Source organism: Ensifer sp. ENS06 (assembly GCF_014852205.1).
Taxonomy (GTDB): Bacteria; Pseudomonadota; Alphaproteobacteria; order Rhizobiales; family Rhizobiaceae; genus Ensifer; species Ensifer adhaerens.
The window spans coordinates 35,391-47,837 of sequence record NZ_JACVBC010000022.1 but is presented as its reverse complement, the minus strand read 5'-3'; the positions used below and the strand labels follow the sequence as shown (position 1 = coordinate 47,837).

Annotated in this window: 9 protein-coding genes; 3 read left to right on the top strand and 6 right to left on the bottom strand. The window is 59.7% G+C overall.

What is annotated here, in order from left to right; all coding sequences use genetic code 11:
• Positions 1-35 precede the first annotated feature (35 nt).
• On the bottom strand, positions 36-2,894 hold the full coding sequence (locus IB279_RS35135; protein ID WP_246802258.1) for a LuxR C-terminal-related transcriptional regulator: 2,859 nt from the start codon (positions 2,892-2,894) through the stop codon (positions 36-38).
• Positions 2,895-3,055: 161 nt separating this feature from the next.
• Here IB279_RS35135 and IB279_RS35130 point away from each other — a divergent pair, with 161 nt between their 5' ends.
• Both IB279_RS35130 and IB279_RS35125 read left to right on the top strand, forming a co-directional pair.
• Positions 3,056-3,730: a response regulator transcription factor gene (locus IB279_RS35130; protein WP_192341048.1), complete on the top strand. Its 675-nt coding sequence runs from the start codon at positions 3,056-3,058 to the stop codon at positions 3,728-3,730.
• Positions 3,727-5,070, top strand: a complete 1,344-nt coding sequence (locus IB279_RS35125) for a HAMP domain-containing sensor histidine kinase (protein ID WP_192341046.1) — start codon at positions 3,727-3,729, stop codon at positions 5,068-5,070. The genes IB279_RS35130 and IB279_RS35125 overlap by 4 nt, the downstream gene beginning before the upstream one ends.
• Before the next feature lie 263 nt (positions 5,071-5,333).
• Here the strand turns inward: IB279_RS35125 and IB279_RS35120 are convergent, their stop codons facing one another.
• Positions 5,334-5,780 (bottom strand): MarR family winged helix-turn-helix transcriptional regulator, encoded by a 447-nt coding sequence (locus IB279_RS35120; protein ID WP_246802257.1) that lies wholly within the window; start codon positions 5,778-5,780, stop codon positions 5,334-5,336.
• Between the two features lie 83 nt (positions 5,781-5,863).
• Here IB279_RS35120 and IB279_RS35115 point away from each other — a divergent pair, with 83 nt between their 5' ends.
• Positions 5,864-7,000, top strand: coding sequence for an NAD(P)/FAD-dependent oxidoreductase (locus tag IB279_RS35115; protein ID WP_192341044.1), 1,137 nt, complete (start codon positions 5,864-5,866; stop codon positions 6,998-7,000).
• Between the two features lie 46 nt (positions 7,001-7,046).
• On the opposite strand, the gene IB279_RS35110 is transcribed toward IB279_RS35115, so the two are convergent.
• From IB279_RS35110 to IB279_RS35095, 4 genes are all read right to left on the bottom strand, one after another.
• Positions 7,047-7,562, bottom strand: a complete 516-nt coding sequence (locus tag IB279_RS35110) for a sensor histidine kinase KdpD (protein ID WP_192341042.1) — start codon at positions 7,560-7,562, stop codon at positions 7,047-7,049.
• Positions 7,563-7,581: 19 nt separating this feature from the next.
• Positions 7,582-7,857, bottom strand: coding sequence for an ABC transporter permease subunit (locus tag IB279_RS35105; protein ID WP_192341040.1), 276 nt, complete (start codon positions 7,855-7,857; stop codon positions 7,582-7,584).
• A gap of 228 nt (positions 7,858-8,085) precedes the next feature.
• The gene (locus tag IB279_RS35100; RefSeq protein WP_192341038.1) at positions 8,086-8,757 is read right to left on the bottom strand and encodes a 4'-phosphopantetheinyl transferase superfamily protein; all 672 of its coding nucleotides are present in this window, start codon (positions 8,755-8,757) and stop codon (positions 8,086-8,088) included.
• Entirely contained in the window at positions 8,754-12,377 is a 3,624-nt protein-coding gene (locus IB279_RS35095) for an ABC transporter ATP-binding protein (protein ID WP_192341036.1), read from the bottom strand. The genes IB279_RS35100 and IB279_RS35095 overlap by 4 nt, the downstream gene beginning before the upstream one ends.
• Positions 12,378-12,447 lie beyond the last annotated feature (70 nt).

Below are 12,447 nucleotides of genomic sequence, written 5' to 3'. Positions count from 1 at the left end.
GGACTGTCTTTCCTCGCCCCACCCATTCGGGCGGGTTACGCGAGTGGGCCGGTATCACGTCCGGCCATCACCGCAGCCGTACGGGTGGTCACATTCAGCTTGGAGAAAATGTTACGCAGGTGAAACTTAACGGTATTATCGCTCAGCTTGAGCCTGCGACCGATTTCCTTATTGCTGAGCCCCGCGCTCAAAAGGCGCATTACGCTGCGCTCGCGGTCGGTTAGGCCATCCGATTTGGGCACGCCATCTGACCCCACCGTCCGAGTTGAGCTTCCTCCGCACTCAAGAGCGCGGGAGAGGCGTTGCGCAACCACTGCGGGGACATTCATGCCAACGACGAGCCGGCGCAGGCTATCTGAGAATTCAACGCCTTCAATATGAATGGACGCCCGATACTCAGCCACCGGTAGCGAGAGCATGAGATCGGAAAGCCGGGTTGCCGCAATGTCCAGCCGACCCTCGCAAAGCAGAAGACGAATATCGAGAAGTCCGAGCTCGATCCTGCGCGGGATGTGGGGCTTTGACGCCTGCTGGACGACTAACCTGTCCAGCAAGCTGCGCGCCCGGACGACGTCGCCCCGTGCCGCATGAATTCGCGCCCAGAGCAGTGCAGGAACGCAACCGCGCAGGTGAACGCTGAGATTGTTGGCTGCTTCGGCGTCGCCACCTCGCATCGGGAAGCCGCTCATGTCGGCGTAGCGTGCCGCCTCCTCAACGTCACCAGCTGCGATAAGGAGTGTCGCTCGTTCGCCATCGATAAGCTTCGTCAATCGGTCGAAGCCGCGCCTGCGAGCAGCTGCTCGCGCACTGTCGATCGCGGCGTCGGCTGCGAGTAGGTCACCGTTCAGCCGGAACACGCGCTGTTGCGCCATGAAGCCCGCCGCGAGCAGATCGAACCATGTATCGTGGCGCTCCAGGTGCGGCAAAGCCCACGACAGAGCGGCGGATCCCGGGTCCGGCTCTACGCGCATTGATAAAACCTCGCTCAACAACACCTGACCGACTGCATCTAAGTCGCTACCTTTGCCGATGTTCTCCTGGGCTTCAGTAATAAGGCAGCGATAGGCGTCGGCGGCGCCGTTACTGTCGCCACTGAAGAATGCCGCCTGGCCGATATGCGTGTAGAGGTGCATAGCGCCAAAGTCCGCGCCGCCGTCTCGAAACGCTCGCATGGCGAGTTGCCCGTAGTGCAGCGCCCGTTCGAGATCCGTGCGGATCAGGAAATTGTAGGACAGCATGTTTAGCGCCAGTGCACGATGGATCAACTCCATGTCGTTCTCATTCACCAGATCTGCTTCTAGAGCAGAAAGGTCGCCGGCGGTTACCCAGCGATCCGTATAGAGCGAAAGAAGCACCCGGACCACACGGAAATCACGTTTAAGCTCGTCACTGTTGCAGGCACGTTCGGCGATCACCAGATAATGGTTGGCCGCATCGAGCTCGCCCGCTTTCGCGCTGACGACTGACAGCCCAAGTGTGGTCAGAGGAAAGCGAGAGAGAGTGATTTCGGCAGCTTTTGCAATCAAGGTCTCAAATAGGAGCGCACCACCGCGGGTCGTGGTATAAACGCGCCGCCATCCACCGGCATTTTCGATGATCTCTGCAGCCAGTCCTGCATCGCCCGCCAGGAGAGCATGGCGCACCGCCGCGTCGCAATCATGGCGAACCTCAAACCAGCGCGCGGCTTTTCGCAGAATTGCGTGTGCATCGATCCCTACCCTTTCCGCTTCCTCCTTGAGAAAGCTGTTGAAGACCGGATGGTATCGAACCCATGTCCCCTGCCCGTCGAGAACGGCGATGGGCAATGCGCATTCTCCAAGGCGGCTGAAGAGCGCTACAGCGTCGTCTCTACCCGAGATAGCTGCAACGAGTGCGCGACCGATAGCGGGCAGCGCCGCCGTCTCTGTCAGGAAACGCCGCATATCCTCAGGCAAACTGGAAAACACTTGCTCGGAAAGATAGCGCCCCATTTCGGCATTGTTGCCGTCGAATGAGTCCAAGATCGTGGTCCTGTCAATGTTTTCGGCCACCAGAACCCGAACCATCTGCAGGGCCACTGCCCATCCTTCGGTGCGTCTGTTGAGGCGTGCGATCTGCTCGTGTGTCAGACCCTTCGCCGCGCTGTCAAAAAACTCCTGCGCCTCCGAATCGGAAAAGCTGAGGTCTGCGACACCTATTTGTCTGAGTTCGCCACTAAGCCGGAGTACCGAGGTTGGAAACCGTGGTGCACTCCGCGAGATCAGCACGAATCTGACATGGCTGAGCTCCGCCGCTGCCAGGAGCTTGGCGATAATCGCCTCAATCGCATCGGTCTGAGCAAAATGATAGTCGTCGAGAAAAAGCGTGAGCGGTTCGATCCGGCACAAACGGGTGACAAGAACTGAATACAACGCGGCAACGGGCATGCTGCTGACGTCAAGGCCGCGGCCCTCCTCCGGCACAACAATCTGAAGGCTATCCAGAAGGGACAGGAGGAAACGCCCTTGATCGCAATCCGCTGGATCAAGCGGTACCCATACAGAGTCCTCCCCATGCTCCTTGACGAGATTATGCCATTGTGCCGCAAACGACGTTTTTCCATAACCGGCGGGCGCCAGGATGGTCGTTAGCCGCCTCGATCCGGAGCGTTGTAGGTGCTGCAACAGCGACCGGCGGCTGATGTGAAAGTAGCCAGTCGCAGGTGGTTGAAATCGCGTTTGATATGTGACCATTTCCACTGTCTGCTCAAGTAAAAAGGCAGATTGCGATCTATGGATAACATCCTCGACGGGCTTCGCAAAGCGGAGCGATGACGAAAACAAAGTTGCACTTTCCGAGCCAAAGGTTGGGAGTGTGGTCGGGTTGAGGAAACTCGGTTGGATTAGTCCGATCGGTAGCAGGATTGCAATGAACATGACGAGCTGAAGATAGGCTCGCGCGAAGGTCGAAATCGAAGCCGAGATCGCATTCTCCAAAGACAAAGGTTACGGTGGCCCGCACCCGTTGCGACGCGGCGTAATGTTCCGGCAACCGTTCTTGCTCTAGGCAGGCGAAAACCACATGGAGGCAGATAGGGATGCGTCTTCTTCTCGTCGAGGATGAATTGCAGATGGCGGAGGCACTGAGTGCAGCCCTCGGGCGCTTCGATATCGTCGTCGACCATGCGCCGACGCTCCAGTTTGCGCAGGAGGCTGTCATGGACGACCTGCACGACGTCATCGTGCTCGATCGCCATCTGCCGGACGGCGACGGTATGGCTTTACTGCCGCATCTGCGATCGATCCGATCGACCGTACCTGTCATCTTTCTTACGGCGCTAGGCTCGCTCGATGAGCGGATCCACGGTCTCGACATGGGAGCGGATGATTATCTCGCCAAACCGTTTGCTGTCGAGGAATTACTAGCCCGCATCCGCGCCGTGCTCCGACGGCCGTCCACGCTGGCGCCAATGGTTGCCCGAATAGGACACCTAGAGTTCGATCTGGGCAATTGCCAGGCCAGGATCGAAGGCGAGACCCTAAACCTGACTCGTCGGGAAGTGCTGGTGTTGGAAGCATTGGTGCGACGGCAGGGGCGAACCGTGCTGCGACGGGAACTGGAAGGGGCGGTTTACAGCTTCGACGACGAGATTCAGTCGAACGCCCTGGACTCGCATCTGTCGCGGCTCCGCAGGAAACTCTCGGAAGCAGGCTCTGGCGTAGAGATTCACAGCATGCGCGGCGTCGGTTATCTCCTCAGGGAATCAAGATGAAATTGTTCGCTCGCGACTCGCTGCGTTGGAAACTGGTATGGCAGCTTCTTGCCTTTCAGGCCGGTATTATCGTGCTGCTGGCCCTCGTGCTTACCGCGCTTATCATACGATCCGATATCGGCGGCATGCTCGCCGACCCGCAAGCTATCGACGTAGTTAGCCATGCCGTCGAGCGCAATCAGGAAGGAAGCCTGGTCCTGATGACGACGCCGGAACTAGCGCAGTTGCGGGCAAAAGCTCCGGGGCTCTGGTTCATCCTGCGCAGTGAAAGTGGCGAGATCCTGCAAGATGGCCCGGTTCCGGACATCTACAGTATCCTGAGCACTCATCTCGATCGGATTAGCTTCGTTGACATTCGTGACAAGGCGTCGCCCTACGTGCTCTCAGCGGCGGGACGTACGACCGAGAGCACGGCCGGCACCCTCGACGTCATGGTCGGTGGGGTCCCTCTCATCGAGGCCAGCTTTGCGGTCCTGTTCCTGTCCAATCTGCTGCTGTTCCTGGTTCTGGTTCTGGTTGCGCTGATCGCCATCATAGCCCTGCCATGGATCGTCGGTCGAGCCTTTAAGGAGTTGTCGGCGGTCGCCGGCGACGCGGAGCGCATCAACATTGACCGGCGCGGCGCACGTTTGGCGCACGCGGGTGTGCCACTTGAAGTGCGTCCGCTGGTGCACGCTATCAACGATGCGCTGGAGCGGCTCGATCGCGGCTACGAACGCCATCGGCGGTTCATCCTTGACGCGGCCCATGAACTGCGCACGCCGATCTCGATCCTTCAAACGCGAATAGAGGCGATGCCGACCGGAACCACGCAGACACGACTATTTGCCGACGCTGGTCGTATTGCCGCGCTGGCGGAACAATTGCTCGACCTGCAGCGTATCGACCGCAACGACGAGACGTTCTCGCGCGTCGATCTCGTAGCCCTTTGCGAGCGTGTTGCGGCAGACTTGGCACCTTTGTCGATCGCCTCTGGCTACCAGCTTGCGCTCGATACCGACGATCGCCCGGTGTTCGTGATGGGATCGGCCGGGGCGCTGGAGCGTTGCGTTATCAATCTCGTGCAGAATGCCATAGAGCATGGCGGCCAGAGGGGCGACATAATTATTCGCGTGGGACCGGGCGGCGTTATCGAGGTTTCGGATGACGGGCCTGGAGTTCCATTGGCAGAGCGTGAACAGATATTCGAGCCGTTCTATCGCCTGCATCCTCGCGAGCGGGGTGCAGGCCTCGGCCTCAACCTGGTCAAGGAGGTCATGAGCCGTCACGGTGGTCATGTCACTGTTCTAGACAGCCTCGCGGCAGGGGCATGCTTTCGACTGACCATGCCAGCATGCTGATGCTCCTCTTCTGATGGCGTGACCATTCGTCCATACCAGGCAGCGCCCCCGGCGAGCCTCTTCATCCTCGAATCTCTATGTACGAAACCTGCAGCCTGCATGCCGTGGGGCCGCCGACAGATTTGCTCGCAACCACACTATCGGCATGCAACTTCCTTTTGAGCAGTCTTCCAAAAGCAAACGGAAGGTAGCGGGCGAGTCGCGTTACGGATTGGTGTGAGCCGAGGCAGTCCGATGGCGGCGTTCGATTGGGACGACGAATTTCAACAGCCCGTCAAGTTCGCGTGGATGCGCTGGAGCAGCTCCGTCAGCGTTCGCACCTCTTCGGGCGAGAGCCCGGCGAGTGCTTCCCTGTTGTTGCCGCGCAGAACATCGCGTCCCGGTTCCAGCCTGCGATAAGCCTCAGCTTCCAGGGATACCAGGCTGCTGCGTTTGTCACTCGGATCTGGCGTTCGCCGGATCAGGCCGTCGCGCTCCATGCGGCCGAGTAGCTGTGCCATACTGGGCTGCTCCACCCCCGCGATGGCTGAGAGTTCCTTCTGTGTCAGCATTTGGCCATTCTTCAGGGCGACCAGCACGGGAAGCTGGGCGACACTGATACCGACGTCCTTCAGCCCCTCGTCATCAAGCCTTGCCAAAAGCCGCGCGATCCGCCCGATCACAAGCGTTGGCATCTCCTGCGGCCGCCAATCAGCTTCGTCATTCGTCATCTTGCATCATCCCGGCTTGCATTTACATAGGGCCCTATTTATACAACATAGGGACCTATGTTTTCAATAAGCGAGATTTTTGAGTGTTACAACATCCCACCGTCGCCATTATCGGAGCAGGTCCAGCAGGGCTTACAGCAGCGTCGATCCTCCAACAGCACGACTGGCAAATCGCGATATTCGATGCTGAACCCTCGGCACAAACGCGCGACCAGGGGGGCACTTTGGATTTGCACGCTGAGACCGGTCAACTGGCCCTTGACAAGGCGGGCTTATTGCCCTGCTTCAATCGGATCGCCCGACACGAAGATCAGGATACCCGCGTGCTCGACTATCGGTCCGCAACGGTCCTGGCGGAAGATCTGCCGGCTCCGGGCGAAGGACAAAGGCCCGAGATTGACCGTCGCGCCTTGCGTGAACTTCTCCTTTCTTCGCTTGCCGCAGGTTCAGTACGCTGGGGTCATCGCCTGGAAAAAGTAACGAATGACGTGAGCGGCAAGCATCGCCTGAATTTTGAGAATGGCAGAAGCGAATGCTTCGACCTTGTCATCGGCGCCGATGGGGCCTGGTCGCGTGTGCGACCGGCTCTCACGGACGTGCAACCCGTCTACACCGGCACAACCTTCGTTGAACTGTGGATTGACGCGATCGATGTGCGGCACCCAGCGCTCGCGCGGATGATCGGTCGCGGAACCATGTTTGCCTTGCACGCCGGATTAGGCCTGGTGGCTCAGCGAAATGGCAATGGGCATGTTCGGGTCTATGCCGCGATCCCAGTCGCGCCGAACGAAGGCCGTCGACCAGATATTGCACTCGCCGGGATAACCAAGAACGGACTCTTGAAGCGGTTCGGGGGCTGGTCTGAGGGACTCCTGCGGCTGATCTCCGATGCCGACGCGATCGCGGCAATCCGCCCGATCTTCGCACTTCCTGCAGGCCTGCGTTGGACGCATCGTCCGGGCCTCACACTCGTTGGCGATGCCGCCCACGTCATGCCGCCGGTCGGAGTTGGCGTAAATCTGGCCATGCTGGATGCAGCCAATCTGGCCGAGGCTCTGGTTTCGGCGTCTGATTGGCCGCTGGCTCTCACCCAATTTGAGACGATGATGCTGGACCGAGCGGCCGGCATCGCCGACAACGCCGCCTCCGGTTTTGCTGACATGTTCTCCGCGGACGCGCCTTCGGGCTTACTGGACCACATGAACAGCAGGCGAGCATGAGGGAACCGACCTGGTCGTTCGTTTTCCAGGTCTATCTGCCGCCGGCCTACTCGATCCCATGGCCGATGAGAGCGGTGCTAACTTGTACATCTCGAGCTGGAGTTCCACCCGGCTGGGACCTTGGGAGCTCCAGTGCGATCGTCAGGCCGCCCGCTTCCTCATTCAAGGCTTCCACTACTCCGCCATGCCACTCGATGGCGTGTTTGGCAATCGCCAAACCCAGCCCATAGCCACCGGTTATACGGGCGGCCTCACCTCGAGAAAATGGGTGGAGGATCCGGCTGAGGTCGGCTGAGGGCACGCCATGTCCTTCGTCCGAGATCGTAATGCGCAATACATCGTTCTCGATTCTCGAAATGACGCATACCTGCGTGCCATCGGCCGTGTATTTGACGGCGTTGCGCACGACATTCTCGATGGCCCGGTAAATCAGTTCGCCATTGACCTTGGCCACGAAGGACGCTGCCCGGTCATGATTGACCGCGGCGCCGCGGGCGTGCGCTTCGAAAGCCGCATCTGCAACGATGTCATCAAGAATATCAATGACATCAAGTGTCTGCACCTCAAGCCCGTCCTTCGACTCATCTGTGGGGCGGGCCAACGTGAGGATCTCTCCGACGAGACCGTCGATTTGGCAAAATGACGCCGTACTCCGGCAACACGAAGTACAGGAAGAAAAGCTGCATCAGGAGCGGCGTGTTTCGCAGAAACTCGATGATTGCAATCGCTGGCCAGGAGATCGCAGGCGAGGAGGAATTCCGTAGCAGTGCGAAAATCAGCCCTGCGACCAGAGCAATAGAAAAACCGTAGATCATGGCGAGGATCGTCGTGCGCAATCCGATTAGGAGAATTAGCATTCGAGGCTCAACGGAACCAAGGGTAATCGCGATGCCATTTTATATCTGGTGGCTACCTAATGCCGGACCAATGTGGCGATGAGCGAGATGAGATGTGCAAGTCGCACCCAGCGCGAACATTGTTGCCGCAATAACGACAGAGCTGCTGACCATGCGGCCCATCCGCCGATACGAGGCGGCGCACTCGAATATCCCAGGTCTGTCGCCACTCCATTAAGCGGCGCTTTTCTAGCGCTGAACCTCGATTTGACATCTGACCGCGGCTGCGACGCAACCGACATACTCGCCACTGTCACAGGTGATATCGTGGCAATGAAAGGCGGATACTCCGTTCTCCGCCCGAGCCAGGCTCCACTGTCCTTGGGGAGATAGCCTGGCTTCAATAGGGACGACCACATCCGAAAGAGCTTGCGATAGACCTTTGCCCAGCGCCTTCACCACCGCTTCCTTGCGGGTCCAAAGCGCCAACAAGCGCATACTGGATATAGTCCGTCCCGTTAGACGCCGCTTCTCGGCGCTTGACCAGACCGATGCGAACCACTCGACACTCGTTGCCCGATCGCAAGCCTCGAGGTCGATCCCCACCGAGCATGTTCCCATGGCAAATAGCGCTCTGTGCGAACTGTGCGAGAGCGAGAATTGCGGGCCTGCGCGAATATGCGGCTTGCCCCATGGATTGAAATCATAGGCAACGTCCCCCGGCGGGCAATCGAGCTCGCTGGCGAGAAGCCAGCGCATGGCCTTGTGGGAGGCCTCGTAGTTGCGCGCATCATCAACATGCAGAAACCGTGCGCAACGCTCCCGTTCCGTTTCGTCAAGCCAGATGTTTCCGTCGAGTTTTTTCCATTTCGGATCTCGAAGGTCAAGTGACCAGACCCGCACCACTGGCAGAACCGTCATGCCTCACCTTCGGCTGCAGACGTTTCGTCGTCAAGCGAGCGAAGGGTCCAGCTTCTGGATTTCTGATAAAGCCTTCGTAACGTTGCATAGGTGGCATTCGCCCGCAGGAGTTCTTGGTCGGTGCCGCGCTCGATGATGGCACCATCGGCAAGCACGATTATCTGGTCGGCCTCCGCTGCGATATCCATGTTATGAGTGGCGACGAGCACGGTCTTTCCCATCGCCGCCACCTTCAGCGCCGTGCGTATCTTCTGCTCTGCCTCCGGATCCACGGACGCCGTCGGCTCGTCCAGGAGCAAAATTGGAGCGTCATTGAGGATCGCCCGAGCAATACCGATGCGTTGGCGCTCGCCTCCTGAGAGCGACAGGCCACCGTCACCGACGACGGTATCGTATCCGTCGGGCAGCCCCTCGATGAATTCGTGCGCCATGGCCGAGCGCGCTGCCCCTTCCACGTCCTCAGCAGTCGCGTCCGGAACGCCCAGCCGAATGTTCGCGGCGATTGAACCGCATATCAAAAACGTCTCCTGAAAAACGACAGAAAACGAACCATGCACCGCCCGCGGAGCAAGGTCGCGAAGATCCGTTCCTCCCAGACGCACCGTGCCGTCGAGCGCATCCCAGAACCGCGTCGCAAGCGCAAGAACTGTGCTCTTGCCAGAGCCCGAAGGCCCAACGAGGGCTGTCATCGTCCCCTTGGTGGCGGAGAAGGAGATATTACTCAGCCCAGCACCACTCTCGTAGCGGAAACCAACCTTTTCGAAGCGGAGATCATGCGTCTGTCCGCGGAGCAAAGCGCCATTCCCCTCTTGCAACGTAGGCTTCGATAGAATGCCTCGAACCTCGCGGGCCGAGCGGGCAACGGCTCGCCCATAGCTCATCAGATCAAGCACCTCGAACATCGGCCGGTAGAAGACCAGCCCGACGACGACAAACAGCACGAAGAGGTCGAGGTCGATCTGGCGGCCGACCAACAGGCTGGCTCCGGCAATGATGACGCCGACAAATCCGAGCTCAAGGACGGCTGGTGCAGCAGCTGCCGAGAGTGCAAGCGACCGCGTTGCGGCCCAACTTGCCGCCCTCTCGTGCGCCAATGCATCGCTGAACCTGGAAAGCTTGCCATCGAGGAGGCGATAGGCGCGGATGACCGGAAGCCCAAGCAGGAACTCAACGCTACGCGCATTGGCCTCCTCGCGCGAGGCCACCAGTCTGTTCCACGCCTTGCCGTAGCTCTCGCTGCTGGCAGCAAGCACCAGAAGAAAGATCGGGACGCCTGCAAAGAGCGCCAAGCCAAGCCGCCAATCGAGGACGATCAGAACGATGCCTGACAGCAAGGGAACGAAAACGGCTCGGACCATTTGCCCCGGTGGCGTCACGAAGTCCAGCTGGAAGAGGTGCGCGGAGAACAGCGTGTTGAGCATCGCTGCGCCCCGTGACTGAAAGAAACCGATCGGCAGTGCGGCAAGCTTTGCCACGATCGCGCGCTGCAGATTGGAAACCGCATCACGTTGGACCCCGAACAGGCAGCGCTGCGCTGCAAAGCTGAAAACCCCAGCCAGAAGATAGCAGGCAAAAAGCGCCGCAGTGGCGGCGGCAAGAGCCGATGCAGTTAGTCCCCCCTGCGCTGCCGCCAGTAATACGCCAATCGAAATCGCAACGGGGGCCGATACCGCAAGTACTTCTAGCGACAAGAGCGGAACCGCCCTGCTGAAGATGGCGCGGCTTGACTTGCCGCTGAGCTGCAACCAGTCGCGCCAGCCTTGTGCAAAGCGCGCGGCACCTTCCTGGGATTCCCCAGACTCGGAGCAGACTTCTCGGCGGTGCGCTGGATTTGAACCTGTTTCGCGACCGTTGGTCATCGGCAGGGCGAAGTCTTCGAGGGCCAGCGGTACGGGACCGGTGCCCTCGTGCGCCTTCCAGAAACGGGCGTATTCGAGATCGGCGAGCAGGTCGACATGTGTCCCGGCCGCGGTGATCTTTCCCGCCTGCATGAAAACGATCTGATCCGCGTGGCGAATGGTGTGCAGCCGATGGGCGATGACAATCAATGTTCGGTCGCGCGACAACTCGCTCAGCGCCTCCTGCACGAGCGCTTCACAATCGGGATCCAGCGACGCGGTCGCCTCGTCCAGGAGCACGATGGGCGCATCCTTGAGGATAAGTCGGGCGATCGCGATCCGCTGACGCTGCCCGCCCGAGAGATTTCCGCCGTTATCGCCAACGCGCGTGTCGAGGCCTTCCGGCATCCGGTCGGCAAATTCCAGTACCTGGGCGCGCCGGGCGGCCACCCGCACTTCGTCAACTGAAGCGTCGGGTCTGCCTATGAGAATGTTCTCAAAGATCGTGTCGTTAAACAGGAAAGTATCCTGGAACATGATGCCGATGCGGCCTAGCAGATCGGCCTCGGGCATCGTCCTGACGTCGACGCCGCCGATGCTCACGACGCCACTCTGCGGATCCATAAACCGGGCGATAATGCGAGCCAGCGAGCTCTTGCCGGCACCGGAGGGCCCGATCAGCGCCGTCATGGTTCCGGGCTCGACCCGCAGGTTGATGTCGCGCAGAACGCCAACCCCGCCATAGGCAAGGCTCACATCGCGCAAGACGATGGTATCATCCTCTGGAAGCGTGCTGCCACCAGTCGCCGCCAGTTCATCCGCTTCCATCAGCCAGGTGATGTTCCTTCCGGCGAGCGATACCTTCCAGAAGAAGGAGCCCGCCGTGTAAACGAGGTTGAGCAGCGGCTGGGTGAAGACGAGCGCGATCAGCACGAAGAGTGCGAACGTGATGACATCGAGTTGACCGGCGAGATAAAGAGCGCCGCCCACGGGCACGATCAGCATTAAGGCCGCGCGCAACCCGACGAGAAAGACCACCCAGGGCTTCAGACTGGCAAGCTCAGCGCGCCGATTGATGTCGGCAAGATCACTGATAATCTCCATCAGCCGCGCCGAGACCGCTTCGTCTGCGCCAAAGGATTTGAGCGTCTTCATGCCACGAACGAACTCGATCGCAAGTCCGTTGAAGGCGACGATCTTGCGCCCGTATTCGCCGATCAATGCACGTTTGCTGCGCATCGTCAGCATGTACACCGCGATCAGCAGCGGCAAAAGCAGAGCGAGGACCAAGGTTAGCCGCCAATCGAAGAAGGCGAGAAAAGCCAGCATCAGGATCGGTGTCGCAATGCCGCAGGCAATATCGGAAATAGCATGAGCGAGCGCGTCTTCAAGGCTATCGACATCATCGCGCATGACACTCTTCAACCGGCCGGTCGCGTTGCGCGAAAAGAAGTCCAGCGGCAGAAGTACACATTTGCGCGCGATCGCCAACCGAAGCTCGTGCAGCACGCCGAAGGAGGCCGCATGCGCAACGAGAGTGGAGGCGACAAGGCAGAGATGTTTCAGCACGATCGCGGCAACGGCAGTCGCGGCAAGCCAGGGCAGATCGTAGGCCATTTGAGACATGTCGGCTGCCAACGCCAGGGCAATCAGCCGATAAGCGACGAGGTAAGGCAGGATCGTCAAGGCGGAAGCCACGATCGCCAGAGCGCATGAAAGAGCAAGCAGCCACGCCCGTGATTTGGCGTGTGCAGCGATCGGTCTGGCCCAAGCAAATGTCATGTCACCTCCGCATGGAAACAAGGCCTGCCGCAGCCGCGCACCCTGCTTCCGAAAAAAAGTGATGGCGGCG

Coding starts and splice junctions, on each gene's coding strand:
- IB279_RS35105 (WP_192341040.1), bottom strand. CDS start 7,857: ATGCTAATTCTCCTAATCGGATTGCGCACGACGATCCTCGCCATGATC.
- IB279_RS35120 (WP_246802257.1), bottom strand. CDS start 5,780: ATGACGAATGACGAAGCTGATTGGCGGCCGCAGGAGATGCCAACGCTT.
- IB279_RS35135 (WP_246802258.1), bottom strand. CDS start 2,894: ATGTTCATTGCAATCCTGCTACCGATCGGACTAATCCAACCGAGTTTC.
- IB279_RS35100 (WP_192341038.1), bottom strand. CDS start 8,757: ATGACGGTTCTGCCAGTGGTGCGGGTCTGGTCACTTGACCTTCGAGAT.
- IB279_RS35125 (WP_192341046.1), top strand. CDS start 3,727: ATGAAATTGTTCGCTCGCGACTCGCTGCGTTGGAAACTGGTATGGCAG.
- IB279_RS35095 (WP_192341036.1), bottom strand. CDS start 12,377: ATGACATTTGCTTGGGCCAGACCGATCGCTGCACACGCCAAATCACGG.
- IB279_RS35130 (WP_192341048.1), top strand. CDS start 3,056: ATGCGTCTTCTTCTCGTCGAGGATGAATTGCAGATGGCGGAGGCACTG.